The organism is Falsiroseomonas sp. E2-1-a4 (assembly GCF_051433165.1).
Lineage (GTDB): Bacteria > Pseudomonadota > Alphaproteobacteria > Acetobacterales > Acetobacteraceae > Falsiroseomonas.
On record NZ_JBHMFS010000006.1, the window covers coordinates 1 to 24,819 of the forward strand.

The following is a 24,819-nucleotide window of genomic DNA, read 5'->3' on the forward strand; positions in this document are numbered from 1 at the left end:
GCCCTCGAAGCGTGCCAGCCGCACCGCCGTATGGCCGCGCATCGCGTGCGGGCTCGGCATCACCAGCAGACAGTCGTCATGCGGGGTGCGGACCTCCGCCTCCCCATCGAGCGCGATCAGCGTGTTGCGGCGCGGTACCACCTCCCCGCCGCGGAAATCGCGCAGGAAGGTGAAGCCACTGGTGCTGGCTGTCACGGTGCGCGTGACCCGCGCCAGGCGTCCGGCCGAGGGCGCGGCATCCGGCGGCAGCGGCGCATCGGGCGTCGCCATGCCCAGATGGCGCAGCAGCCTGGCGGCGCTCTGCTCCATCTGCGCCAGCGTCTCCGCCTGCCAATGCGGGCCGGCTTCGAGCAGCAGGGCGGTGGCACCGTCCTGGAAGCGGACATGGTCGATCAGCCGCCGCCCAGACGCGTGCCCATCATCCGCCACCACAAGCGGCGGCGTGCCCAGTGCCTGGCCCAGCGCCCGCGCCGCCGCCCCCGGCCCGGCCAGGAACAGCGGGTCCGATGGCCAGAGCATGGAATGCAAATCCAGTAGCACATCCGCCTGCGCCATCACCGGCAGCAGCGCCCGGGCCCGGTCCAGTTCCACGGATCGCCGCCCACCGCCGAGCAGGGCCGGCGCCCAGATGCGGTTCAGATCCTCATCAACGAATCGGCTAGCGGTGGGATCGGCCGGGTCGAAGCGTTCCAGCGCCGCCAGATTGCCGAAGACCAGCGTCAACGTACCGCGACGCGGCCGCAGCCCGTCCCGCAGCCAGCGTGCCAGCAGCAGCGCACCGGCAATCTCATTGCCATGCACCGCAGCGGAGACAACGAGATGCGGCCCGGCCTCCACCGCCTTGAAGCGCCAGACCCCGGGCAGCCCGGCATTGCCGGCCCGCCAGGGGCCGATCTCCGGCCGCGGCAGATGCACGGTCAGTGGCGGCAAGCCGGCCAGGACGCTGGAGGATGGCCTCACGCTGCCATCCTGTCGCGAAGCCTTTCGAGGAAGGCGCAGCAAGTCGCGATTTCGGATCGCGCGATCCATTCCTCCGGCTGGTGGGCCTGCGCCACGTCACCGGGGCCGCAGACCAGGGTGGCGATTCCGGCATTTTGGAACACCCCGGCCTCTGTCGCGAAGGGCATTCGCCCCACCGGCCCGACCGCCCCGCAATCCCGCGCCAGGCCGACCAGCGGATGCGCCGGGTCGAGGTTGAGCGGCGGGGCCAGGCAGCGTGGGCGGATGCGGAATTTAGCCTCCGGCGCGCGCGCCTGCAGGTCCGGCAGCAGCACGTCGCGGGCGTAATCGTCCAGCGCGTCACGCACCGCCGCCGCCTGGTCGCCGGGCACGGAGCGCACCTCGAAGACGAATTCGGCCAAGTCCGGCACGATGTTGAGGATGCTGCCGGCGCGGAAGGTGCCGGTGTGGACGGTGGTATAGGGCGGCTCAAACCCCTCCGCCCGATGGCCTTCCGCCGCGAAGCGGCGTGCTTGGGCCTTAAGGAACGCCACCGCCTCCGCCGCCGCCTCCAGCGCGTTGGCGGTGCGGTGCGCCTGGCTCGAATGGCCGGTGCGGCCGGTAACCTCGACCTCCCAGGACGCATAGCCCTTATGCGCCACCACGGGTGCCATGAGGCTCGGCTCACCCACGAGGCATAGCGCCGGCAGGGGGCCGTGCCGGGCCAGGCTGTTCACCAGCAATGGCGCGCCGGCGAAGGTGGTCTCCTCATCGAAGGATAGGCAGAGATGGATCGGCCGCGCCAATGGGCGCGCGGTGAAGGCAGGCACCGCCGCCATGACGCAGGCCCAGAAGCCCTTCATATCCACGGTGCCGCGCCCAGTCAGCCGGCCATTGGCCTCGCGCAGGGCGAAGGGGTCCGCTGCCCAGGCCTGGCCTTCCACCGGCACGCAGTCGCCATGTGCCGAAAGCGCCACCCCGCCGGCCACCGCCGGGCCGATCATGGCATGCAGCGCCGCCTTCTGGCCGGTGGCATCCAGAACGCGCCGGGATGCCACGCCATGCCGGGCGAGTTCATCCTGCACGAACTGGACAAGATCCAGATTGCTGCGCGCGCTGGTCGTATCGAACGCCACCAGCCGCGCCAGAATCCCGACCGAATCGGACTCCGCCCCCATCCGCGAGTATCTCCCTTGCCGTCACTCTATACGGCCCGGGAATGGGCGCAATTCGATGTCGTCCTATTGCGCGAGGCCAAGGTCGCGCAGCACCGTCCGGTTCATCGCGCTCTCAGCGGCGAAGCGCTCCTGAAAGGCTGTGCCGGGCAGGTAGCGCGGCACCGCGTTCATCCGTTCCGCCGCCTCCCGGAAGCTGGTGCTGGCCACTGCGGTGGCGCAGGCTCGCCCCAGTGCCGCCGCGGCGGCGTCGGGCATGCCGACGGGGCCGATCAGCCCTCCGGCGGAGCTGCCCTCGATCGGGTGGCCAAGTTCCGCCACTGTCGGCACCTGCGGCAGGGCAGGCATCCGTTCCAACCCGAAGACCCCCAGGATGGGCAGGCCGGCATTGGTGGGGATGGAGGGGCTTTCGACGAAGACCTGGATCTGCCCGCCGAGCGCCGCGGTCGCCATCGGCCCGGCGCCTGTGAAGGGCACATGCAACCCATCCACCCCCGCCGACTTCAGCAGCGCGGCCATCAGGATGTGCTGTGTGCTGCCCTGGCCGGGGGAGCCATAGACCAGCGCCTCCTTCCCCGACCGCGCATGAGCGATCATGCCCGCGAAATCCTGGAACGGCGCGCCGCGGCCGGCCACCAGCACTTGCGGGTTGTCATAGACCAGACAGAGGAAGCGAAAGCTGTCCATGGAATAGGACAAGGATTGCAGATGCGGCTGCGCCGTCAGCGGATTGTTCGGCGACATGCCGATGGTGTAGCCATCAGCCGCCGCGCGGGCGATTTGCGCATCGCCGATGGTGCCCGCCGCGCCGCCGCGGTTGACGATGACCACCGCCTGTCCCAGCGCCCGGCTGAGCTCAGGCTGTAATGCGCGGGCCATGAGGTCCGTATTGCCGCCGGGCGGATAGGGCACGACCATCTGCAGGGCGCGGGATGGGTAGCCGTCCTGCGCCCAGGCGGTGCCGGCGGCCAGCAGCAGCCCGAAGGCGAACGCAATTTGCGTCTTCATCGTATTTCCCCCAACGGTTTTCTTGTCAGGGGACGCTTGCGCGCAGGGTCGAGGCGGTCAAGGCCGCCGAGCGGCGGCGGGGTTCCGGGGAGGTGTCAGCGCGCCGCGCGCGCCTCCGCCACCAACCGCTCAAGTGTTGGCAGATCCACCGCGCCAGGCACCAGGGTGCGGCCGATCACCAGGGCCGGCGTGCCCTCGATGCCAAGCGACTGGGCCAGGTTGAGATTGGCCTGAATGCGCGCGGCCACCGCCGGATCGTCCATGTCCCGGCGCAGCCTAGCCCAATCCAGCCCCGCGCGTTCCGCCTGCTGGCGCAGCACCGGCTCCGTCGGCTCGCTCCGTAGCACCATCAGCGCATCATACAGCCGGCTGTAGCCACCCTGGCGCTGCGCCGCGAGCAAGGCGCGAGAGGCCAGCACGCTGTTCGGGCCGAGGATCGGCAGGTCCTTCATCACCACGCGCAGATTGGGGTCGCGGCGGATCAACGCCTCCATGGTGGGGTGCAGCTGCTTGCAGTAGCCGCAGCGCGCATCAAAGAACTCGACCAGCGTCACGTCGCCCTGCGGGTTGCCCTTCACCGGGTCCGCCGCATCGCGGAACAGCGCCGCCTCCTGCGCACCGATCGCCTCCCGCTGCGCGGTCGCACGCGCGGCCCGCTCGGCCGCCTCCAGCCCGCCTATGGCGTCGCGCAGGATGGTTGGGTCATCGCGCAGCGCCTGGCGGAGGATTTCGACAATCTCAGCACGCTGAGCGGGGGTGAAGCCTTGGGTCCAGCCGGTTATGGGCAGGGCCAAGGCCAGCAGCAGGGCGGCGGCCCGGATCATCTGACGCATGTGAATCCTCATCGGCCGCGTTGCGGCGGTTGGTTCTCGGGCGCGGCGGCATTGCGAAGATCCTGCGCCCGCAGCCGCTGCGGACCGGTCGGCAGCGCGGTCGCGGCCCGGGTGGCGAGCGTCCGGGCGCTGCGCGGGTCGCCCAGCAGCAGTGCTTCCTCGGCCAGCGCCAGGTCGGCCTGCGGCATATTGCCCAGCCTGCCCTGCGCCACCGCCATCTGGCGCCAGACGAAAGGGCTGTCACGTTCTGTGCGCAGCGTCGATTCCAGTTCAGCCACCGCCCGGTGCAGCTGGGCGGGCTGGCCGAGCTCGATCAACACTCGGGCATGGCTCAGCCGGATCATCGGCTCATCCGGCGCCAGGCGGCTGGCCTGGGCATAGGGGACCAGCGCCTCCGCGGGCCGGTGGCCCTCGAACAGGATCTGGCCCTTGAGTTCATGTAGCCAGGGGCTGCGCGGCGCCTCCGCGATCAAGGCATCGATCATCGCAACAGCTTCCGGAATGCGGCCGGAGCGGAATTGCGCGATGGCACGGGCATAGCGGGCGGGGCCGGAGGTGTCGCTCGGTGGGTAACGGCGCCAGGTCATCGCCGGCGGGTCGATGAAGCCATCCAGCTTCGCCCGCACCATGGCGAAGCCCTCCTCGAAGCCCGGCGGCACCGGCGCATTCGCATGGCGAGACCGGGCGATGTGCTCGCGGGCAAACTCCAGCCGGTCACGGGATAGCGGGTGGGTGCGGAAATACGGGTCCTGACGTCCGACGGCCAGCAGTTCCTGCTCCAGCAGCTTTTCCAGCAGCGACTCCATGCCGCGGGAGGACCAGCCGAGCCTGTCCAGATAGGTCACCGCCGCCTGGTCAGCCGATTGTTCCTGGGCGCGAGTGAAGGCGTAGAACTCCCCCATTGCGCTGGCTTGGCCACCCAGCATTCCGGCCGCCAACGCGCCGGATTGCCCGGTCGCCGCAGCTGCCGCGCCGCCCAGCAGCATGGCAGCGACGGAGCGCAGCATGGCCGCGCGCATCTCATCCGGCATCCGCGCCAGGTGCCCGCCGGCGATGTGGCCAGTCTCATGCGCGAGCACGCCGATCAGTTCCTTCACCGACCCCGCCTGCTGGATAAGTCCGGTGTGGATGAACAGCCGGTTGCCGGTGCTGACGAAGGCGTTTATGGCGCGGTTCTGGATCAGCGTGATCCGAACCAGTCCGGGATCAACGCCTGCCGTGCGGAACAGCGGGTGGGACAGGCGGCGGACCAGATTTTCGGTCTCCGCATCCCGGATGGTCACGATCCGCTGCGAGGCCTGCTGCGCCGCGGCCGATCCGGGGGCGACCAGCGCGACGAGAAGGGCGAGGACGACCAGGATGACCACCAGCTTGGTGCCGGCGATCGAAAAGGCCAGGGGGCGCGACATGGCGACCAGCCTAGCGCGATCGACGCCCTCGGCCCACCCCGAGGCTTGTAACACGCCCCGCCAGGGCCGCCGGTTCGCCGCGCTGGCCCTGCTGCCGTTGCTAGCGGCCTGTGGCGCCACGGACAGCACAACCAGCGGCTTGCAGGCCGGGCAGGAAGGCTTCGTGCGCGGCTTCCTCGGCGGCGTTGCCGCGGAGGAACCACGTGCTGCGCTGATCGCGCGCGACGTGCTCTCGGCTGGTGGGTCTGCGGCGGACGCGGCGGTGGCGGCGGGCTTCGCACTCTCCGTCACCCTTCCCTCACGTGCCGGACTTGGCGGCGGCGGCGCCTGCCTGCTGTACGTGCCGAGTAGGAACGAGGTGGAGGCCATCGTCTTTCCGCCCGGCCCGCGCGCCTCGGTACCGCCAGGCGCCGACCGGCCGGCTGCCCTGCCATTGATGGCGCGCGGCCTGTTCGCCCTGCATGCCCGCGCCGGCCGCCGGCCTTTCGAGGAATTGATCGTCCCGGCGGAACAGGCAGCGCGATTCGGCACCGAGGTCAGCCGCGCCTTTGCCGCCGACCTCGCCGCCGTCGCCGGGCCGCTGTTTGCCGATCCGGGCGCCGCCGCAGCTTTCGCGGCCCCGGGCGGCCAGCCGCTGGCCGCCGGTGCACGGATGACGCAGGTCGACCTTGGCAGCACACTCGCCACGCTACGGACCGCCGGCGTGGGTGATCTGCACCAGGGCGCGCTGGCGCGGCGGATGGAGGAAACCTCCCGCGCCGCTGGCGGCATGCTGACGGTGCCTGAAATGCGGGAAGCGGTACCCCGGGTGGTGCCGCCGCTGCAGGCGCGGCTTGGGAATGATGTGGTGTCCTTCCTGCCGCCGCCGGCCGATGGCGGCCTGGCCGCTGCGGCCGCCTTCGCCGCGCTGCAGGCCGGCACCGCCGCGCCCGGCGCAGCCGCGCGAGGCGAGGCTGTCGCTGCGGCCTGGCGGGCGCGTGGCGGGGAGCCCATGACGCTACTGGCCTCAGCCGATTTGCCGGGCGGCGGGTTGGGCCTGCTGCCGGCCTCGACTGGGCTCGTCGTGGTCGACCGTGACGGCATGGCGGTGACCTGCGCCTTCACCATGAACAACCTGTTCGGCACCGGCCGCGTCGCGCCGGGCACCGGCGTGCTGCTGGCCGCGGCGCCTGGCATCGGCGAGGTTCAGCCGCCATTGCTCTCGGCCGGGCTGGTGCACAGCCCCAATCTGCGCGCCTTCCGCGCCGCCGCTGCCGGCAGCGGCCAGCAGGCGGCGCCGATGGCCGTGGCGCTGCCGCTGTCCCAGGTCATGGGCGGGGTGGCGCCGGCGCAGGCCGCGGGTTCGGCGCCGCAGCCGGGCCGCACCCAGTTGCTGTCCTGCCCGCGCTATCTGCCTGGCGACGCAAACGCCTGCCAGGCGGTGACGGATCCGCGCGGCGCCGGCCTCGCCGCGGGTGCCGTGGACCGCTGAGGGCGTGGCGCTGAAGGTCGGAAGGGGGGCGGAAGCGCCGCCCTTCCTGGTGATGGATGTGATCGCGGCGGCCAATGCGCGTGCCGCAAGCCTGCCTGCCGGCGCCCCCGGCGTGCTGCGCATGGAGGTCGGCCAGCCCGGCAACGGCGCGCCCCGCGGGGCGGAGGAAGCCGCCATCCGCGCGCTGCAATCGCGCCGGCCGATGGGGTACACGGAGGCCTTCGGCCTCGCTTCCCTGCGCGCCCGCATCGCGCGGCACTACCTGGACCACTACGGCGTAGCGGTGGCGGCGTCGCGCATCGCGGTGACGGTGGGGGCCTCCGGCGCCTTCCCGCTGGCCTTCCTGGCGGCCTTCGACGCGGGCGACCGAATCGCCATGGCGGCGCCCTTCTACCCGCCCTACGCCAATATCCTGACCGCGCTCGGCATGGTGCCGCAGCTGCTGCCCTGTGACGCCTCGACCCGTTTCCAGCCAACGCTGGCGATGCTGGAGAGACTGGACCCGCTGCCCGCCGGGCTGATCGTTGCCAGTCCGTGCAACCCGGCCGGCACCATGCTCGCCCCCGACGACTTTTCCGCGATTGCCCGCTGGTGTCATGACAGGGGCGTGCGCCTGGTCTCGGATGAGATCTATCACGGCTTGTCCTGGGGCAGCGTGGCAGAGAGCACCGCCGCGGCCTTCAGCGACAGCGCCATCGTGGTGAACAGTTTCTCGAAGTATTTCTGCATGACTGGCTGGCGGATCGGGTGGCTGCTGCTGCCGGAGGATCTGTGCAGGCCGGTGGAGCGGCTGGCGCAGAACCTGTTCATCAGCGCCCCGCACATCGCGCAGGTCGCCGCTGAAGCCGCCTTCGACTGCACCGCCGAGCTGGAGGCCAACAAGGACGGCTACCGCCGCGCCCGCGCCGCGCTGCTGCTGGGCCTGCCACAGGCGGGCTTCGACCGCATCGCCGCCGCCGACGGCGCCTTCTACCTGTGGTGCGACATCGGGCATCTCAGCAATGACAGCCTAGATTTCTGCGCCCGCATGCTGGAGGGCGCGGACATCGCCGCCTCCGCCGGCGTCGATTTCGACCGCGAGCGCGGCCACCGCTTCCTGCGCTTTAGCTATTGCGGGGCGGAGGCGGAGGTGGTGCAGGCGCCGGCGCGGCTGAAGGCCTGGCTCAGGCGCTAAGCGGCCCACCCCAACGCCACCAACCAGCCGGCAGCGCCGAAGCGGCCGTGGCGGCGTGAGTGGGCGAGGGAAACAGTGCGAAGCAGGTTGCGCCCGACCCGCTCATCCGCGCCACCAGGCAGCCGGGCTGCGCTGCCAGGGCGGCCAGCACCTCAGCCACCTGAGGGCACAGGCCGATCGCGGCGTCCTGCAGGTCATTGCCCAGCGGGCGCAGCCACGCGGCCAGCTCGGCGGCATTCGCCCAGCATTCCGGGAAGGTGGCGGGGGCGGAAAAGCCGGCTCGGCGGGCACCGAAGACGGCGGGCGTGGCCAGGGGCAGGCGCGGATTGGCGAGCAGCAGGCCACAGGGCGGCAGCGGCGGGACCGGGGACAACAGCCCCCCTACCCCGCGCATCCGCGCCGGGCGGCCAGCGACGCAGACCGGGACATCGGCACCCAGCGTTGCCGCGATGGCGTCCAGATCCGCCTGAACGCCCCACAACCCGGCCAGCACACGCAGCCCTGCCGCGGCATCCGCCGAGCCACCACCGATGCCGGAGGCCACCGGCAAATGCTTCTCCAGCCGCAGCGCGGCATGGGGCGGGCATCCAGCAACGGCCGCCAGGGCGTGCGCGGCGCGGAGCACCAGATTATGCGGTTCCGCCGTCAGCGCCCCCGCCTCCGGCCCATCCAGCGCCAGGGTCAGCCGATCGGACGCCATGGCGGAAACGTGGTCGCCCGCGCCCGCAAATACCGCGAGGCTGTCCAACAGGTGAAAGCCATCCGAACGACGGCCGGTGACGCGCAGATACAGGTTCACCTTCGCCGGGGCGAAGCCCGGATCCTGCGCGCTCAATCGCGGCTCTGTGCCGTCGTGGCCGGCGGATCGGGCAGGCCGTCGCGCAATTTGACGGTGATCTTCTCCAACTCCGCCGCCTCCGGCTCCAGTCCCATCGCGCGGCGCCATTGAAAACGGGCTTCCTGACGCCGGCCAGCGGCCCAGTAGGCATCACCCAGATGGTCGTTGATGACGGAGTTTCGCGGCTCCAGCTCGACCGCGCGTTCCAGGGCGGCGATGGCGCCGGGAATGTCGCCCATGCGGAACAGCGCCCAGCCGAGGCTATCGACGATATTTCCGTCATTGGGCCGCAGCGCCACCGCGCGTTCCAGCATGCGGCGCGCCTCCGGCAGATCCCGGCCCTGCTCCACCCAGGTATAAGCAAGATAGTTCAGGACGTAGGGCTGCTCTGGAGCCAGCTCTAGCGCCCGCTTGAAATCCGCCTCTGCCCGCGGCCAGTTGCCGGAGCGCTCATGGGCTATGCCGCGGGCATAGTATAGCGGCCAGTCCGTCGCCCCGGGCGTCGGGATGCGTGCGAGTGCGGCGTCATAAGCCTGCACCGCATCCGGGAACCGGCTGCGTACCCGCAACATATCGCCGAGCCGAACCAGGGGTTGTGGCTGCTCCGGCAGGTCTGCCGCCAGGCCACGCAGCGCGGCCTCCGCCTCCTCCACCCGATCCATGCGGTCGAACAGCGTGGCGCGGCGCAATGCGGTGACGGGGGCGAGAGGATCGGCGCCCGGCACCGCCTCCAAGACCTGAAGCGCAGTGTCCGGGTGGCGCTCCTCGGCGTAGTTCTCCGCGATCAGCAGAAGGGTCGGCGAGAAATCCGGGCGCAGCCTTAGCGACAGCCGGGCCAGGATCAGCGCCGCATCGCCGCCCCCCTGCTGGCGCAGCGCCACCGCGAGCGTCAGGTAGGATTCGGAAATGCCTTCCACGGCGGAGGAAACAGGTCGGGTCTCAAGCAGGGCGCGGCGCTGCGCCGGACTGCTGGCCGCGAGCGCATAATCACCCAGCGCCCGGCCCAGCCCATCGACCAGCGCCATCGCCTCCCCCTCCCGCCCGCTGCGGGCGAAGATGGCGGCGGCCACCTGCAACAGGCGGAGCGAGGGATCGGGCGTTTCCGCCAGCGCCACGCGGATCGCACGCTCCGCCTCCCGCGGCCGGCCGGCAAGGTCGGCGATCAGCGCCATGTGCAGCGAATGGATGCCCCGTAGACGGCCGGTCTCAGCCAGCGGGCGCAGCGTGGCCAGCGCGGCATCGGTCTGGCCGCGGCCCTGCTGCACCCAGGCGAGCAGCAGCGGTTGGAGCAACTGCGCCGGGCCCTGCCGCGGCAGCGCGCGGATCCGCTGCTCCGCCCGGTCCCATCGCCCAGCCAGCGACTCGGAACCGACAAGTAGCAGCGCGGCGGCTTGGTTCTGCGGAAGACGGCGGGCAAGGCGCAGCGCCTCCGGCCTTCCGTCGAGCAGGGCGGCGGCAAAGGCACGGCTCAGCAATTCGCCCTGGTTCGGGTCTCGCCGCAGGGCCGCCAGCAGCCGATCGGCGGCCACGCGCGTGTCGGTTTCCGACTGCGCGAAGCGGCCAGAAAGGTAGTTGCCGAAGACGCCTTCGGGTTCTGCGGCTTCCGCCGCCGCAGTGGTGGCGGGGCTGGGCGTGCCGGCGGCGGCACAGCCGGACAGCAGCGCGGCCACGAGCAGAAGGGCGCGACGGGGCGGGACGGACCATATCATGCCGGTTACCCTAGCAGCCCTGCGCGGCGCTTCGCCAGAACGGCATTGATGCATCGCAGCAGCGGGGCGGTCCCCCGCCGCCAGCGTGGCCCCCATGCCACAGCCCCGGGCAAACCGGCGTGGAGCGCGAAACACGGCGACATGAAATGGACGTTTGTTCATCCGACCTGCGCCTCGCCGCGGTTACGTTTCGTTCCTCGACCGAGAAACGGGAGTATATTGATGCATCGCCACGTCCTTGCCCTGTTCGCGTTGCTCGCCGGCCTCGTGGCCGCCGGCTCAGCGCAGGCACAGAATCGGTTTTGGCTGGTCAATGAGACCGGGCAGACCATCGAGCGTGCCTATGTCTCGTCCTCGCGCGTTTCCAACTGGGGCCCGGACATCCTCGGCACCTCGGTGCTTCCGTATGGGGAACGGGTCTGGGTGGTTCCCTCCTTTGGCGACTGCGTGCTGGATTTGCGCGTGACGTTCCAGGGCGGCGGGGAATCCACGCGCATGCAGGTGAATGCATGCCGAGTCAGCCAGATCGTCTTCGGCGGCCGCGGCGCTGGGGCGGGAGCTGGCGCACAGGTTGCGCCATCTCGGCCCGCTGTCATGAATCCGTCCTTCAATTTCGTGAACGGCACGAACACCACTATCAGGGAGCTTTATGTCTCATTGGCCACCGATGGCGGCTGGGGGCAGGACCGGCTGGGCACGCAGGTGATGCGGCCGGGCCAGCGCATCCCCGTATCCCTGCCTGCCGGCGTGACCTGCGCTGTGGATATGCGGCTAGTCTACATGGATGGCCGGTCCTTCGAACGGCGGCGGCAGCAAACCTGCAACCTGAACAGCTTCGTCTGGCGGTGAGGGACCAGGCGGGGCGAAGTCACGAGTAGGGCGGACCTTCCGAGGCGGTGTCGGCAGCCTCCTATCCTCCTGACGGTCCGACGGGCGGGGCCAGGCGGCAGCCGAAGGCAGCTCTTGCAGGGCGCGCCCGCGGCGCCCGACCCGCTTCGGCACTGGTGGCTCCACCTGATGTTGCCGACGGGTCGATCATCTGGTTGCGCGCCCGCAGCTGGGGGCCGCGCAACGGATGATTGAGAAAGCATCGGACCCCGAGCCCCGGACCCAAGCGCCGGCCCGCGGCGGCCATTACGATGCGCAGCCCTCCCACGCCCGGTAGTTGCGCGGCGGCCCGCCCCCGGCGCAGGCTACGCGCCGGATCGGCCAGGAAGGAACCTTGACCATGCCGGATGGCACCACCCCCCTGCTGCTTCGGCAGGACAGCGAATCCGGCGTCACGCGGCTGACCCTCAACCGGCCAGACAGCCGGAACAGCCTGTCCTTCGCCATGCTCGGCGCGCTGCTGCATGCGCTGGAGGAAATCGCACAGGACCCAGCCGTGCGCGTCGTGGTGCTCGCCGCCGCCGGTCCTGTGTTCTGCGCCGGCCATGATCTGCGGGAGATCACCGCGCATCGCAATGACGAAGATGAAGGCCGCGGCTTCTACGCCGCCGCCATGCAGCGCTGCGCTGCGGTGATGCAGGCGATCGTCGCCCTGCCCCAGCCGGTGATCGCAGAGGTGCAGGGGATCGCCACCGCCGCCGGCTGCCAGCTTGTGGCGAGCTGTGATCTGGCGCTGGCCAGCGAGTCCGCCAGGTTCTGTACGCCCGGCGTCGATATCGGTCTGTTCTGCTCGACCCCGGCCGTAGCCCTGTCTCGCGCAGTGGCGGCCAAGCCGGCGCTGGAGATGCTGCTGACCGGCGCCATGGTGCCGGCAGCGGAGGCGCAGCGGATTGGCCTGATCAATCGCGTGGTGCCGGCGGCAGAACTGACGGAGGCGACGATGGCGATGGCGGCGCAGATCGCCGCACGGTCGGCGCATACCGTGCGGCTCGGCAAGGCTGCCTTCCACCGCCAGCGTAGCCTGCCGCTCGATCAGGCCTACGCCCATTGCGCGGCGGTGATGACCGACAATCTGCTGGCGGCCGACGCGGCGGAAGGTATTGGCGCCTTCCTCGCCAAGCGCAGCCCCGTCTGGCAAGACCGCTGAGACCACCGAGTAGGCCCACCCAGAAGGCCACAAGGATTCCAGGAATGGCTGCGACCGACTACGATGCCCTGCCCCGCACACCCGCCAACCACCAGCCGCTGACACCGCTGCTGTTCCTGGGACGCGCGGCCATCACCTTCCCCGAGCACACCGCCGTGGTTCATGGCGCGGTACGCCGCAACTACCGCGAACTGCGCGCGCGCTGCGTCGCGCTCGCCGATGCACTGGTGAAGCGCGGCGTGGTGCGCGGGGATACGGTGGCGGTGCTGCTGCCCAACATCCCCGAGATGCTGGAATGTCACTACGGCGTGCCGATGTCGGGCGCCGTGCTGAACACGCTGAACACGCGGCTGGATGCCGGGACCATCGCCTACTGCCTCGACCACGGTGAAGCGAAGGTCCTGGTGGTGGATCGCGAATTTGCGCCCCTTGCCCGCATGGCGCTGACCCAGTGCAAGGTGCGGCCGCTGCTCGTGGAGGTGGATGATCCAGAGGCGAGCGAGGCCGCGCGCGCCAACCGGTTGGACGGCGCGCTGGATTACGAGGCGCTGGTCGCCGAGGGCAGCCCCGACTACGCCTGGGCGCTGCCAGCCGATGAGTGGGACGCAATCTCCCTGAACTATACATCCGGCACGACGGGGCGCCCGAAAGGCGTGGTCTACCATCACCGCGGCGCCCAACTGCTCGCGATCGGCAACATGCTGTCCGCCGGCATTGGCAAGCATCCGGTCTATCTCTGGACGCTGCCGATGTTCCACTGCAATGGATGGTGCTTCCCCTGGTCGATCACCGCGCAGGCCGGCACCCATGTCTGCCTGCGCGCCGTGCGCGGCAATGCGATGTGGGCGCTGATGGCCAGTGAGGGCGTGACCCATATGTGCGGCGCGCCGATCGTCATGGCGACGCTGCTGGCCACCGCCGAGGCCGAGAAGAAACCCCTGCCGCATCAGGTGCAGTTCGTCACCGCCGGTGCACCACCGCCGGAGGCCGTGCTGGGCGCGATGAAGGAATCCGGCTTCGCGGTCTGCCATGTCTATGGCCTGACTGAATGCTACGGCCCCTCCGTGGTGAATGAATGGAACCACGCCTGGGATGCAAAGCCCGCGCCGGAACAGGCGGCGCTGATGGCGCGTCAGGGCGTGCGCTACATCGCGCTTGAAGGCCTCATGGTGATGGACCCCGACAGCATGGCGCCGATCCCGGCCGATGGGGCCTCCATGGGCGAGGTGATGATGCGCGGCAACGTCGTGATGAAAGGCTACCTGAAGGACGCTGCGGCGACCGAGAAGGCCTTCGCCGGCGGCTGGTTCCACACCGGCGACCTCGCCGTGACCTTCCCCGATGGCTACATCCAGCTCAAGGACCGCTCCAAGGACATCATCATCTCAGGCGGCGAGAACATCTCCTCAATCGAGGTCGAGGATGCGCTGTACAAGCATCCCGCCGTCGCGGTCGCCGCCGTGGTGGCAAGGCCCGATGAGAAATGGGGCGAGACCCCATGCGCCTTCATCGAACTGAAGCCGGGCGCGACAGCGACGGCGGAGGAACTGGTGGCCTGGTGCAAGGGCCGGCTCGCCAGTTTCAAGGTGCCGCGCCATGTGATTTTTGCCGAACTTCCGAAGACCAGCACCGGGAAGATCCAGAAGCACGTGCTACGGGCCCAGGCGCGAGAGGGTACTGTCTGACCGCGAAACTTTGCTTGCACATCCGGCAGGGCTTCCCCATCATCCTGCTCATCCATCAACAACCGAAAGGAGGTGATCCAGTGTCTCATGGTATCAATGCGGGCGACCGTTCCGCGGCCTGGATCATCGCCACCGCCAGCGCGGCGGCGAGTCACTAGTCCCAGGCGGTAACGCCACAGGATCCATGCAAAGGCCCCGGCGGAGCGATCCGCCGGGGTTTTTCTTTGGGCGGGACGCGGCGGAGTCAGACCCCGCCGCCATCCACCACGAAGCTCTGCGCGGTGACCACCGCGCTGTCATCGGCGGCGAGCCACAGCACCATGCGCGCCAGGTCGGGGGGCATCACCTTTCGCTTCAGGCATTGTTTCTCCATGGTCCGCGCCACCGCGTCCGGCGTCGCCCACAGCGCCTCCTGCCGCTCGGTGAAGACCCAGCCGGGCACCACCTCATTCACCCGGATGCCATCCACGCCGAGGTCGCGCGCAAGGCCGCGGGTCAGGCCGCGCACGGCGGATTTCGCGGTTGTATAGGCGGGCATACCGCCCTGCGCGTTCATCCAGCTCACGCTGCCCATGTTGATGATGGACCCGGCGCCGGCCTCGCGCATCGCCGGCGCCACGGCCTGGGCGCAGAAGAACATATGGCGCAGGTTGGTGGCCATGCGCTCGTCCCAGTAATCGGGCTCGACATCCTCCATGCCGTGGCGGTCGTCGCGGGCGGCGTTGTTCACCAACACCTGCACCGCGCCCAGCTGTGCCGCGACCTCGGCGATGGCGGCGCGCAGGGCGGCGATGTCGCGCAGGTCGCAGCGTAGGAACAGCGCCCCTGTCTCCCGCGCCACGCGCTGGCCGCCGGCCTCATCGAAATCCAGGAAGGCCACGCGCGAGTCCTGGCGGGCGAAATCCGCCACGACCTCCGCTCCGATGCCCGACGCCCCGCCGGTCACCAGAACCACCTTCCCCACCAGAGACGGGTAGCGCGCGAAGCCCATCATCGTCATCCCCGTTGCGGTGGCAGCAGCGGCTGCGGGTCGAGGAAAAGCTGGTACCAGGACAGCGAGAAATGCAGATGCGGGCCGGTGACGCGGCCGGTCGCGCCCATCAGCGCGATGCGCTCCCCCTGCTCCACCACCTGGCCGTCACGGGCGATGCGCTCCGACAGATGCGCATACAGCGTGTTCACGCCCTGCCCATGATCCACCACCAGGATCTGGCCGAAGAAGAAGAAATCGCCGGACAGCGTCACCCGCCCCGGCAGCGCCGCGGTGATGGGCGTGCCGGTTGGCGCGGCGACGTCCAGCCCGTAATGCGGCTGGCGCGGCTGGTCATTCAGGATGCGCTGGCTGCCGAAGATGCCGCTGATGCGGCCGCGCGCCGGCCAGGCCATATCAGCCATGAAGCCCGTGCCGGCACTGTCCAGCGCCCGCGCCGCGGCAAGCTGCGCGCGCTCGCGAGTGATGCGGCGAAGCGCCGCCGCATCCGGGCTGACCATACCGCCGGGCAGGCCAGTGATGCGTTGGATGTCCCAGTCCCGCTTCGCTACCGGCAGGCGCCGTTCCTCCCGTCGTCCATCCGGGTGGGTGATGGCGAGGCTGGCGCTATCATCATGGTCGCGGCCGAAGCCCATGGCGAATTGCCCGCCCGGCGCCACGCGGACCGGCTTGCCATCCAGCTCCATCCGCGTGCCGGGCGGCGCCTGGCCGCGCAGCAGCCCGCCCTGGGCGACCACGCCGTTCCAGGTGATCGATTGCGCCGCGACGGGGCGGGCGCAGGCCAGCAGCAAAGCAGGGGCGGCGAGCATCAGACGACGAGCGATCAAAGCAGGCTCTCCTGCGCCGGCGGCGCCTTGGGGGTTCGGCTGCGCTTCGGCGCCTCGCCGTCTGCGGTGGCAAAAACATCCCCATCGGCGAAGGCGATCGAAAGTTTCGCCCCGGGCGCCACCTGCGCAGCGCGGGTCAGTGCCTGGCCCTGCGCGTCGCGGACCAATGAGAAGCCGCGCGACAGCACGGATTGGTAGGACCCGGCCTCCAGCCGCGCCGAAAGCCCGGCCAGCTTCGCCGCCTTTTCCCGCATCAGCGCGGAAAGCGGCGCGACAGAGAAGGCCTGCAGCGCACGCGCGCCCTGGGCGCGCTGCGCCAGCCGCGCGAAAGCCGCGCCATTGCGGCCCTCCAGCAAGGCGAGTGTCGCGCGACGGGCGGCGATGCCGGCGCGGGGGTTCGGCATCGGCAGCCGTGCCAGCGCCTCATGCCGCCGCCAGACGAAGGCGACGAGGGCGGGGGCCAAGCATTCCTCCGCCTCGTCCAGCCTGCGGCGCAGGTCTGTCACGCGAGCGGGCACATCCGGCAAGCGGCGTTCCAGCCGCAGCAGCACCGTCTCCGCCGCCCGCAACTGCCGCACCATGGCGCCGCGCAGCCGTGCCTCCCGCTGTGACAGGTCAGCCAACAGATCGGCCCGCGCCGGCACGGCCATCTCCGCCGCCGCGGTGGGCGTCGGCGCACGGCGGGCGGATGCAAAATCGATCAGCGTGGTATCCGTTTCATGCCCCACGGCCGAGATCAGCGGAATCGCAGAGGCAGCGGCGGCGCGCACCACCACCTCCTCGTTGAAGGCCATGAGGTCCTCCAGGCTGCCGCCGCCGCGCGCCACGATGATGACGTCCGGGCGCGAAATGGCCCCGCCCGCGGGCAGCGCGTTGAAGCCGGCAATGGCGGCGGCAATGCGTTCCGCAGCCCCCTGGCCCTGCACCGGCACCGGCCACAGGATCACGTGGCGCGGGAAGCGACGCGCGATGGTCGTGCGGATATCCTGGATCACCGCGCCGGCCTCGCTGCTAACCACGCCGATCACCACCGGCAGCCGCGGCAGCGGACGTTTCCGGTCCTCCTCGAACAGACCCTCGGCCAGCAGCTTCTTCCGCAGCATCTCGATGCGGGCGAGCAGTGCACCCTCGCCCGCGAATTCCAGGCGGTCGATGACAAGCTGGTATTTGGACCGGTCCGCATAGGTGGTGATGCGGCCGGTGGCGATGACCTCCACGCCATTCTCGGGCTGGATCGCCAGCCGCGGCACGGTGGTCTTCCAGATCACCGATTCGAGCTTCGCATTCTCATCCTTCAGCGACAGGTACCAGTGGCCGGAGGGGTAGCGCTTCGCCTCACACACTTCGCCGCGCACGCGGACGCGGGCGAAGGCGCCTTCCAGCGTGCGGCGGACGGCACCGGCTATCTCGGAAACCGCGTATTCGGGAAGGTTGCTGGTGGTGGGGGTGAGCGTCGTGTCCATGCGCGGACCCTATGCTAGGAGGCGCCCTGCGCGAAGCGGGTCGGGGATATCGTGATGCGGGTGCTGGTGGTGGGTGGCGGCGGCCGGGAACATGCGCTGTGCTGGGCGATCGCCAAATCGCCGAAGCTGGCGAAGCTGTGGTGCGCCCCTGGCAATCCGGGCATCGCCGCGGTGGCCGAGTGCGTGGCGATCGGGGCGGAGGATATCGCTGCGCTCACCGCCTTCGCCGAGGCCCATGCCGTGGACCTGGTGGTGGCCGGGCCGGAGGCGCCGCTGACGCTTGGCTTGGCCGATGCCTGCGCCGCCGCCGGCATCCCCTGCTTCGGCCCCTCTGCCGCCGCCGCGCGGCTCGAGGGTAGCAAGGCCTTCTGCAAGCAGGTGGCCGATGCCGCCGGCGTGCCGACCGCCGCCTGGGCGCGGTTCGAGGATGCCGCCGCTGCGCGAGCCTATCTGGCGCAGCAGGGCGCACCCATTGTGGTGAAGGCGGATGGCCTGGCTGCCGGCAAGGGCGTGGTGGTGGCGATGACGCTGGCGGAGGCCGAGTCGGCCATCGCCACCATCATGGAGGACCGCATCCATGGCAGCGCCGGCGCCGCCGTGGTGATCGAGGAATTCCTGGACGGCGAGGAAGTCTCCTTCTTCGCGATCTGCGACGGGACTGAGGCGCTGGCCTTCGGCGCGGCGCAGGACCACAAGCGGGTCGGTGACGGCGATACTGGTCCGAATACCGGCGGCATGGGCGCGTACTGCCCCGCGCCGGCCTTCACGGACGCGCTGCGCGACGAGGTGATGGCCCGCTTCATCCGCCCCACCTTGGCCGAGATGGCTCGCCGCAGCACGCCCTTCCGCGGCGTGCTGTTCGCCGGGCTGATGCTGACGGCCAGCGGCCCCAAGCTCATCGAATACAACGTCCGCTTCGGCGACCCGGAATGCGAGACGCTGCTGCCCCTGCTGCGATCCGACCTGCTGCCAGTGCTGCACGCGGCGGCCACCGGCAGCCTGGAGGGCGTGACGCTGGACTGGAACTCGGCGCACAGCCTGGTGGTGATCCTGGCCGCCGAGGGCTACCCCGGCACGCCGCGCCGCGGCACGGCCATACGGGGGCTGGAGACGGCCGCCGACCACCCAGGCGTGCTGGTCTTTCATGCGGGCACCACACGCGACGCGGACGGCACGATTCGTGCCGCCGGCGGACGTGTGCTGGCGGTGCAAGCGAAGGGCGCTAGCCTGGAAGCGGCGCGCGATGCCGCCTATGCGGCGGTGGAGGCGATCGACTGGCCGGAGGGTTTCGCGCGGCGGGATATCGGCTGGCGCGCCCTCGGCTGAACGCCCGCCTGGGTCAGACCGGCTCCGGCCAGATGAAGCGCTGGCGCTCCAGATAGGCCAGTCGCGCGGCGAGATCCTCCGCCGCGCAGGCCATCACGGACACCACGCCCACGCCTACCTCGCGCGCACCCGCTTCAGCGGTCTCCGGCGCCGCATCGGCCTCGATGACGAGTTCCATCAAGCGCGCGCCCACCGGTACCTCCAGCGCCGCCACGGCGCGGGCCTCGGCGGCAAGTTCCAGCACCAGCGGCTCCGCCCCAATGGTCGCCAGCGTCACCCGCTGCGCCCGCGCGGGCGCGCGCAACATCAGGTGCAGGCGTAGCGTGCCTTGGGCGACTTCGGGCAGCGGCAGGCGCAGCAGAGCGCGGCCCGGGCGTGTCCAGCAGCCCCAATCCTCCGCGGCGTGCCAGCCCTCCCCGGCGCGCAGCAGATCGGCCAAGGCCATCTCCGGGCTGGGCAGCGGGGCTGCGATCTCGGCCAGGCGATGGACCGCGCCGAAGGAAGCATCAAGCGGGGGCGCTGCCTCGGCGGGGGGTACCGAGGCCAGACGGGCCAGCAGATCCTCCGTCACCTGGTCCCAGGCGCGCAGCTTAAGCCCGGCCCGCACCTTGGCCTCCTGCGCCTGTCGATAGGCCGGGTCGAAGGCGAGGCGTTCGATGGCGTCGAGGAAATCCGGCTCGCTCTGGTGGCGGAAATGCTGGGCGAGGCCGAGGCCTGCCTCCAGCAACCCGCTGTGGTCGGGCGCCAGCACCGCCTTGCCGTGGGACAGCGCCTCCGTCACCGGCAGGCCCCAGCCCTCATGGAAGGAATTGTACAGGGTGAACAGCGCGTCCTCATAGAGCCCGGCGAGCGCCGAATCCGGGACATCCGCCAGCAGCCGCACCCCATCCCGAAGCGCCGGCGCATTGCGCAGGAGGGCTATGGCAGAATCGGAGAGGTAGCCAGGCCGCCCCACCAGCACCAGCAGCGGCAGCGCCGCGGCGCCGTGCTTGCGGATCAGCGCCAGCCAGGCATTCAGCACGAACAAATGGTTCTTGCGCGATTCGAGCGTGCCGACGAACAGCACATAGGGTCGCCCGGCCAGCGCCGCGGCGCCGGGATGCGGGCGCGCCGCCGGCGGCACCCGCACCGGCTGCGCATCCAGCCGCAGCACGGAAACTGGCGGCGCCGGCAGGCCCGGCAGCAGCCTCGCGCGCAGCGCCTCGATATCCTTCCGCGTCGCCTCCGAAACGGATAGCAGCAAGTCGGCATGGGCGCCGAGGCCGGCGAACCAGCGGGCGAATTCCGCGACCATCGCCGGGGCATTGTGTTCCGGCACCACCAGCGGGCCGCAATCATGCACCAGGGCGGCGTAGCGCAGCCCATGCCGCGCCTTGGCCGCGCGCAGCGCCAGATTGTAGTCCCGCAGCCACCAGGATGAGCCGAGATTCACCAGCCAGGCGCCCTGGGGGAAGACGAATTCAGGCGCCGTCGCCACCGCCTCCCGCGCCAGGCCCACCGCTTCCCGCCAGGGAGCGTCCAGCAGGTCGGCGCCGGCCCGCGCCAGGGTCGCCAGCCGCAGGAATATCTCACGCGGCAGGGCGCGCCAGGTTCCGGCCGCCGCATCGAAGACCACCAGCAGAACGGTCGCCGCCGCGCTGCCGGGTCGCAGCGCGGGGCCCACGATCTCCATCTGCACGCGCTGGATGCCGGAGGGCGCGCGGTTGCCGCCGAACCAGGACACCAGGTCGGACAGGTCGAACACCACGGAAAGGTCGCCGAGCAGGGTCAGCCCCGCGCCTTCTTCCGCCGCCGCTTCCGCCAGCCCGCCCTCGGCCAGCAGCGTCGCCACCTCGCGCCAGGCCAGATCGCTGTCGGGCGTCAGGTCCAGTGCGCGGGCATAGGCGGCGCGCGCCGCAGCGCGGTCGCCGGCGCGCTTCAGGGCGTGTCCGATCTGGATCTGCAGGTCGGCATCCTCCGACATGCCACGTTCCGCTTGGCGGTAGGAGGCGACGGCCGCGAGCGGGTCGCCCTGCTCCTTCAAGCAGTGACCGTGCTGGACCCAGATGCCCCAATCATCAGGGTGCTGCGCAAGCCAGGCGGCGTAGCTTTCAGCGGCGCCGCTCCAGTCGCGCGCATCGCGTCGGCGATCCGCCTCCCCCAGCACGCCCGCACCCTCGCTCCGCCGCACCCCGTCCATGCCGGATGACCCCACCTCGTGGCCGCCCGGTCTACATCACATCAGGCCCGGCCGTAATTGTCTTCCAGCCGCACGATGTCATCCTCACCGAGATAGGAGCCGGACTGCACCTCGATCAGCGTCAGAGGGATCATCCCCGGATTCTCCAGCCGGTGAACGCAGCCCAGCGGCAGGTAGACGCTCTCATTCTCCCGCAGCAGAATCCGCTCCCCGTCCCGCTCCACCATGGCGGTGCCGGCGACCACCACCCAATGCTCGGCGCGATGGTAGTGCTTCTGCAGGGACAGCTTGCGGCCCGGCCGCACGCTGATCTTCTTAACCTGGAAGCGGGTGCCGATCGCGACGCCCTCATAGGCACCCCAGGGGCGATAGACGCGACGGTGTTCGGTCGCCTCCTTGCGCCCGGCTGCCTTCAGTTGCTCGACAATCTTCTTCACGTCCTGGGCGCGGTCGCGGTGGCAGGCCAGCACCGCATCATCCGTCACCACCAGCACCACATCGTCGAGCCCGACGACGGCGCTGAGAATGCCTTCCGAGCGCACGAAGCAGCGCCGTGCGCCCAGCAGGGCGACTGGACCCATGGTTGCATTACCCTCGGCGTCCTTGGCCGCAATATCCCACAGCGAGGACCAGTTGCCGACATCGGACCAGCCCGGATCGCAGGGCACCACGGCGGCGAGCGCCGTGCGCTCCATCACCGCGGTGTCGATCGATACAGATGGTGCCTGCGCGAAGCCGGCGCCAAGCCGCACAAAGCCCAGGTCCCGGGTGCCATCTGCCACCGCGCCGCGGGCCGCCCGCAGCACATCCGGCGCATGGGCGTCGAGCTCCGCCAACAGCGTGGCGGCGGTTGCGACGAACATGCCGCTGTTCCAAAGATGCTTGCCACCGGCCAGAAACCGCGCAGCGGTTGCGGCATCCGGCTTCTCGACGAAGCGGGCGATCTCCAGCGCGCCGTCCACACCCGGAAGCGGGGCACCCGCCTCGATATAGCCATAGCCGGTCTCCGGGACCGTCGGCCGGATGCCAAACGTGGCGATGCGGCCGGTGGCGGCGGCGGCGGCGGCAGAGTCCAGCGCCTGGCGCAGCGCCGGCACATCCTGCACTGCGGCATCGGCCGCCATGATCCACAGGGTGACGCCGGGGCTTTCCTCGCCGATCAGGACGGCGGCAGCGGCGATGGCGGCGGCGCTGTTGCGCGCCTCCGGCTCCAGGATGATGCGCGACCCCTCGATCCCGGCCTCGCGCAGCTGCTCGGCTACCAGGAAGCGATGCGCCTCCCCGCACACCACCACGGGCGGGGCAAAGCCAGGGCCGCGGGCTCGCTCGGCGGTTTCCTGCAGCATGGTCCCGGCGGAAACCAGCGGCCAGAACTGCTTCGGATAGCCCTCGCGGGAAAGCGGCCAAAGCCGGCTGCCCGTCCCGCCGCACAGAATGACGGGTACAATTGTTTCCTGCGGACCAGGCGGCGCGGAGCTGTCGGGCATGTTTCGCTCACTGTCGGACATGGGCCGGGTATGTCGCAGGGGTCGGCAAAAAGAAAGGCGGCGATGCGGAGTCTCCGTGTCATTGCGTGTCACCGGGGCGCTGGCATGCCGCGCCAAGGTTGACGACCGCCGCAGTAGGTCGCTTAACCGTCGCAGGCCCGCCCGGGCCCGGCAGGACGCCGCGCGGCTACAGGAAAGGGTGACCGGTGCCGAAGCCACGGATCGCGATCGACGGCTACAATCTGGCGCTGGACCAGGGCACGGGGGTCGCCACCTACGCCCGAAACCTGTCCCACCGGCTCGGCGCGCTGGGGGCGGAGGTCGGCGTTCTGTATGGCCAGCGCGGCTCCACCGGCGAGGACGGGCTGCTGCGCGAGGTCATGCTGTACGATGCCCGGCCGCGGCCGCCGCACTGGCTGAAGCGCGCCATCGACGACGCAGTCCACGCTATGAAGCTGTCCTATGGCGAGGAGGCGAAGCGCGTCCCGTTGACGGACAGCGTCATCCGTAGGGGACTGGAGGCGCGGCTGCCGCATGCGGATACGCTGTGGAATGCGCCGGAGCTGTTCCGCGCCGCCGTGCAAAGTTTCGGCCTGAAGAACAGGATGGGCCGCGTGCGGCTGCCGGACCAGCAGGATGTGATGCACTGGACCTACCCGCTGCCGCTGCTAGTGGAGGGCACCAAGAACATCTACACCATCCACGACCTGGTGCCGCTGCGCATGCCCTACGCAACGCTGGACGTGAAGCGCCGCTACCTCGGCACCTGTCGGGCCATCGCGATGCATGCCGACCATATCGTGACGGTCAGCGATGCCTCGAAGCGAGACATCATCAACCTGCTTGGCGTGCCGGCGGAGAAAATCTCCAATACCTACCAGTCGGTCGAAATCCCCGACCGCCTGGCACGCAAGCCGGAGAACCTGGCCCGCGCCGAGGTGAAGGGCGCCTTCGGGCTGGATTGGGGGGAATACTGGCTGTTTTTCGGCGCAATCGAGCCGAAGAAGAATGTCGGGCGGCTAATCGAGGCCTACCTCGCCTCCGGCAGCACCAAGCCGCTGGTGATCTGCGGCAAGCAGGCCTGGCAGATGCGCCAGGAACTTGGCCTGATCTATGACGACGACCAGCGCATCATGGCCGACCCCGGGCCCTTCGACGGTGTTCAGGCGCTGACCCGCAAGCTGCGCGACCGTGTCATCCTGCTGGACTATGCGCCCTTCCGCCTGCTGGTCAGCCTGGTGCGCGGCGCCCGCGCCTTGCTGTTCCCGTCACTCTATGAGGGCTTCGGCCTGCCGGCTCTGGAAGCGATGCTGCTCGGCACCCCGGTGATGACCAGCAACACCTCCTCCCTGCCCGAGGTGGTGGGCGACGCTGCTCTCACCGTTGACCCCTACGACACGCGTGCGATGGCGGAGGCGATCCAAGCACTGGACGGCGACGAAGCTCTGCGCTTGGCGCTGGCCGCCAAGGGACCAGCTCAGGCTGCGCTGTTTGACGGCGCGCATTACGAAAGGCGACTTGCCGAGATGTATGCGCGCATCGGCGTCACCCTGGAGCCCCGATAGCGCAGTCCACGGTCGCCGGCCTGTCCCGGACGCTGGCGGCACGGTTGACGCTGGTATTTCCGAATACGAGGCCCAACAGGCCGTCTGGCAGGCGCCAAGGCAGGAGGTCTCCTCGCTTCCAAACCTATCGGCAGTCGAGACCCGGTCCGATCTTAGACCGGCACCGCCCCCGGCGGCTTCAGCGCCATCAGCACGAATGAGCTTCGGGTTTCCTTCACACCCGGCATCCGCAGCAGCGCCTTCAGCGCGAAGTCAGCGTAGGCCTCGAAATCCGCGGCGACGACGTGCAGCATGTAATCCATCCCGCCGCTCATGGCGTAGGCCGCGATCACCTCGCGCCGTGCTTCGATGGACCGGTGGAATGCGGCGGCGACATCCTCGGCATGTGAGGACAGGGCTACCTGAACGAAAGCCTGGATCGGCAGACCGACCCGCGCCGGATCCACGACCGCGGCATAGCGGGCGATTACGCCCGCCTCTTCCATCCGTCGAATGCGCCGCAGGCAGGGGGTGGCGGACAGCCCCACCTGCTCCGCCAAGGCCGTGACGGCAATGCGGCCGTCCTGCTGCAGGGCGCGCAGGATGCGCCGATCGAGTTCATCCAGGCTGATAGCGGATTTCACCAAAATCGACCCCTCCATAGGTCTAGACCGCGCAGCCTAGCCGCAAATGATGGCGTATTTCGCCGGAATCCTCCCCCACCAA

20 protein-coding genes are annotated in these 24,819 nt (G+C 70.1%); 7 read left to right on the forward strand and 13 right to left on the reverse strand.

The genetic code is table 11. The features are described 5' to 3' along the window. From ACFHNC_RS08105 to ACFHNC_RS08125, 5 genes are all read right to left on the reverse strand, one after another. Nucleotides 1–960, reverse strand: a 960-nt coding sequence (locus ACFHNC_RS08105) for a peptidase M14 (protein ID WP_437168721.1), incomplete at its 3' end; no start/stop codon positions are given. Then, nucleotides 957–2,117 carry an acetylornithine deacetylase gene (argE, locus tag ACFHNC_RS08110; protein WP_437168722.1) on the reverse strand — a complete coding sequence of 387 codons (1,161 nt, stop codon included), beginning with the start codon at nt 2,115–2,117 and terminating at the stop codon, nt 957–959. The genes argE and ACFHNC_RS08105, both read right to left, overlap by 4 nt. A 63-nt stretch (nt 2,118–2,180) precedes the next feature. Next, entirely contained in the window at nt 2,181–3,122 is a 942-nt protein-coding gene (locus tag ACFHNC_RS08115) for a Bug family tripartite tricarboxylate transporter substrate binding protein (protein WP_437168723.1), read from the reverse strand. Between the two features lie 95 nt (nt 3,123–3,217). Continuing rightward, entirely contained in the window at nt 3,218–3,955 is a 738-nt protein-coding gene (locus tag ACFHNC_RS08120) for a DsbA family protein (RefSeq protein WP_437168724.1), read from the reverse strand. Nucleotides 3,956–3,963: 8 nt separating this feature from the next. Then, nucleotides 3,964–5,364 carry a M48 family metalloprotease gene (locus ACFHNC_RS08125; protein WP_437168725.1) on the reverse strand — a complete coding sequence of 467 codons (1,401 nt, stop codon included), beginning with the start codon at nt 5,362–5,364 and terminating at the stop codon, nt 3,964–3,966. Between ACFHNC_RS08125 and ACFHNC_RS08130 the strand changes: the two genes are divergently transcribed. Together ACFHNC_RS08130 and ACFHNC_RS08135 are read left to right on the forward strand one after the other, a co-directional pair. Beyond that, a complete protein-coding gene (locus tag ACFHNC_RS08130) occupies nt 5,315–6,835 on the forward strand; it encodes a gamma-glutamyltransferase (protein WP_437168726.1) in 1,521 nt (506 codons plus the stop codon). The two genes, ACFHNC_RS08125 and ACFHNC_RS08130, sit on opposite strands and share 50 nt — an antisense overlap. Before the next feature lie 4 nt (nt 6,836–6,839). After that, nucleotides 6,840–8,009: a pyridoxal phosphate-dependent aminotransferase gene (locus ACFHNC_RS08135; protein WP_437168934.1), complete on the forward strand. Its 1,170-nt coding sequence runs from the start codon at nt 6,840–6,842 to the stop codon at nt 8,007–8,009. Here ACFHNC_RS08135 and ACFHNC_RS08140 read toward each other — a convergent pair. After that, entirely contained in the window at nt 7,999–8,844 is an 846-nt protein-coding gene (locus ACFHNC_RS08140) for a 4-(cytidine 5'-diphospho)-2-C-methyl-D-erythritol kinase (RefSeq protein ID WP_437168727.1), read from the reverse strand. The genes ACFHNC_RS08135 and ACFHNC_RS08140 overlap by 11 nt on opposite strands. After that, nucleotides 8,841–10,556: a tetratricopeptide repeat protein gene (locus tag ACFHNC_RS08145; RefSeq protein ID WP_437168728.1), complete on the reverse strand. Its 1,716-nt coding sequence runs from the start codon at nt 10,554–10,556 to the stop codon at nt 8,841–8,843. The genes ACFHNC_RS08140 and ACFHNC_RS08145 overlap by 4 nt, the downstream gene beginning before the upstream one ends. 222 nt (nt 10,557–10,778) lie before the next feature. On the opposite strand from ACFHNC_RS08145, the gene ACFHNC_RS08150 reads away from it, so the two are divergent. From ACFHNC_RS08150 to ACFHNC_RS08160, 3 genes are all read left to right on the forward strand, one after another. Then, nucleotides 10,779–11,405, forward strand: a complete 627-nt coding sequence (locus ACFHNC_RS08150) for a Tat pathway signal protein (protein WP_437168935.1) — start codon at nt 10,779–10,781, stop codon at nt 11,403–11,405. Between the two features lie 379 nt (nt 11,406–11,784). Further along, complete coding sequence (locus ACFHNC_RS08155) at nt 11,785–12,591, forward strand: enoyl-CoA hydratase (RefSeq protein WP_437168936.1); 807 nt, start codon at nt 11,785–11,787, stop codon at nt 12,589–12,591. A gap of 44 nt (nt 12,592–12,635) precedes the next feature. Next, nucleotides 12,636–14,276: an acyl-CoA synthetase gene (locus ACFHNC_RS08160; protein ID WP_437168729.1), complete on the forward strand. Its 1,641-nt coding sequence runs from the start codon at nt 12,636–12,638 to the stop codon at nt 14,274–14,276. 244 nt (nt 14,277–14,520) lie between these two features. On the opposite strand, the gene ACFHNC_RS08165 is transcribed toward ACFHNC_RS08160, so the two are convergent. Genes ACFHNC_RS08165 through xseA form a run of 3 tightly spaced genes read right to left on the reverse strand, consistent with a single transcriptional unit; the run spans nt 14,521 to nt 17,557 of the window. Then, nucleotides 14,521–15,270, reverse strand: coding sequence for an SDR family NAD(P)-dependent oxidoreductase (locus ACFHNC_RS08165; protein WP_437168730.1), 750 nt, complete (start codon nt 15,268–15,270; stop codon nt 14,521–14,523). A 2-nt stretch (nt 15,271–15,272) separates the two neighbouring features. Continuing rightward, nucleotides 15,273–16,094: a M23 family metallopeptidase gene (locus tag ACFHNC_RS08170; protein WP_437168731.1), complete on the reverse strand. Its 822-nt coding sequence runs from the start codon at nt 16,092–16,094 to the stop codon at nt 15,273–15,275. Further along, a complete protein-coding gene (gene xseA, locus ACFHNC_RS08175) occupies nt 16,091–17,557 on the reverse strand; it encodes an exodeoxyribonuclease VII large subunit (protein WP_437168732.1) in 1,467 nt (488 codons plus the stop codon). Before xseA ends, ACFHNC_RS08170 begins: the two co-directional genes overlap by 4 nt. Before the next feature lie 54 nt (nt 17,558–17,611). Here xseA and purD point away from each other — a divergent pair, with 54 nt between their 5' ends. After that, the gene (purD, locus tag ACFHNC_RS08180) at nt 17,612–18,883 is read left to right on the forward strand and encodes a phosphoribosylamine--glycine ligase (RefSeq protein ID WP_437168733.1); all 1,272 of its coding nucleotides are present in this window, start codon (nt 17,612–17,614) and stop codon (nt 18,881–18,883) included. A gap of 13 nt (nt 18,884–18,896) precedes the next feature. Here the strand turns inward: purD and ACFHNC_RS08185 are convergent, their stop codons facing one another. Both ACFHNC_RS08185 and ACFHNC_RS08190 read right to left on the reverse strand, forming a co-directional pair. After that, on the reverse strand, nt 18,897–21,062 hold the full coding sequence (locus ACFHNC_RS08185) for a glycosyltransferase (RefSeq protein WP_437168734.1): 2,166 nt from the start codon (nt 21,060–21,062) through the stop codon (nt 18,897–18,899). A gap of 41 nt (nt 21,063–21,103) precedes the next feature. Further along, entirely contained in the window at nt 21,104–22,549 is a 1,446-nt protein-coding gene (locus ACFHNC_RS08190) for a mannose-1-phosphate guanylyltransferase/mannose-6-phosphate isomerase (RefSeq protein WP_437168735.1), read from the reverse strand. Between the two features lie 206 nt (nt 22,550–22,755). Here ACFHNC_RS08190 and ACFHNC_RS08195 point away from each other — a divergent pair, with 206 nt between their 5' ends. Then, nucleotides 22,756–24,114, forward strand: a complete 1,359-nt coding sequence (locus ACFHNC_RS08195; protein WP_437168736.1) for a glycosyltransferase family 4 protein — start codon at nt 22,756–22,758, stop codon at nt 24,112–24,114. A 152-nt stretch (nt 24,115–24,266) separates the two neighbouring features. On the opposite strand, the gene ACFHNC_RS08200 is transcribed toward ACFHNC_RS08195, so the two are convergent. Next, entirely contained in the window at nt 24,267–24,737 is a 471-nt protein-coding gene (locus ACFHNC_RS08200) for an Lrp/AsnC family transcriptional regulator (RefSeq protein ID WP_437168737.1), read from the reverse strand. Nucleotides 24,738–24,819: the final 82 nt, after the last annotated feature.

Coding starts and splice junctions, on each gene's coding strand:
- argE (WP_437168722.1), bottom strand. CDS start 2,117: ATGGGGGCGGAGTCCGATTCGGTCGGGATTCTGGCGCGGCTGGTGGCG.
- ACFHNC_RS08115 (WP_437168723.1), bottom strand. CDS start 3,122: ATGAAGACGCAAATTGCGTTCGCCTTCGGGCTGCTGCTGGCCGCCGGC.
- ACFHNC_RS08120 (WP_437168724.1), bottom strand. CDS start 3,955: ATGCGTCAGATGATCCGGGCCGCCGCCCTGCTGCTGGCCTTGGCCCTG.
- ACFHNC_RS08130 (WP_437168726.1), top strand. CDS start 5,315: ATGACCACCAGCTTGGTGCCGGCGATCGAAAAGGCCAGGGGGCGCGAC.
- ACFHNC_RS08125 (WP_437168725.1), bottom strand. CDS start 5,364: ATGTCGCGCCCCCTGGCCTTTTCGATCGCCGGCACCAAGCTGGTGGTC.
- ACFHNC_RS08145 (WP_437168728.1), bottom strand. CDS start 10,556: ATGATATGGTCCGTCCCGCCCCGTCGCGCCCTTCTGCTCGTGGCCGCG.
- ACFHNC_RS08150 (WP_437168935.1), top strand. CDS start 10,779: ATGCATCGCCACGTCCTTGCCCTGTTCGCGTTGCTCGCCGGCCTCGTG.
- ACFHNC_RS08155 (WP_437168936.1), top strand. CDS start 11,785: ATGCCGGATGGCACCACCCCCCTGCTGCTTCGGCAGGACAGCGAATCC.
- ACFHNC_RS08160 (WP_437168729.1), top strand. CDS start 12,636: ATGGCTGCGACCGACTACGATGCCCTGCCCCGCACACCCGCCAACCAC.
- ACFHNC_RS08165 (WP_437168730.1), bottom strand. CDS start 15,270: ATGATGGGCTTCGCGCGCTACCCGTCTCTGGTGGGGAAGGTGGTTCTG.
- xseA (WP_437168732.1), bottom strand. CDS start 17,557: ATGGACACGACGCTCACCCCCACCACCAGCAACCTTCCCGAATACGCG.
- purD (WP_437168733.1), top strand. CDS start 17,612: ATGCGGGTGCTGGTGGTGGGTGGCGGCGGCCGGGAACATGCGCTGTGC.
- ACFHNC_RS08185 (WP_437168734.1), bottom strand. CDS start 21,062: ATGGACGGGGTGCGGCGGAGCGAGGGTGCGGGCGTGCTGGGGGAGGCG.
- ACFHNC_RS08190 (WP_437168735.1), bottom strand. CDS start 22,549: ATGCCCGACAGCTCCGCGCCGCCTGGTCCGCAGGAAACAATTGTACCC.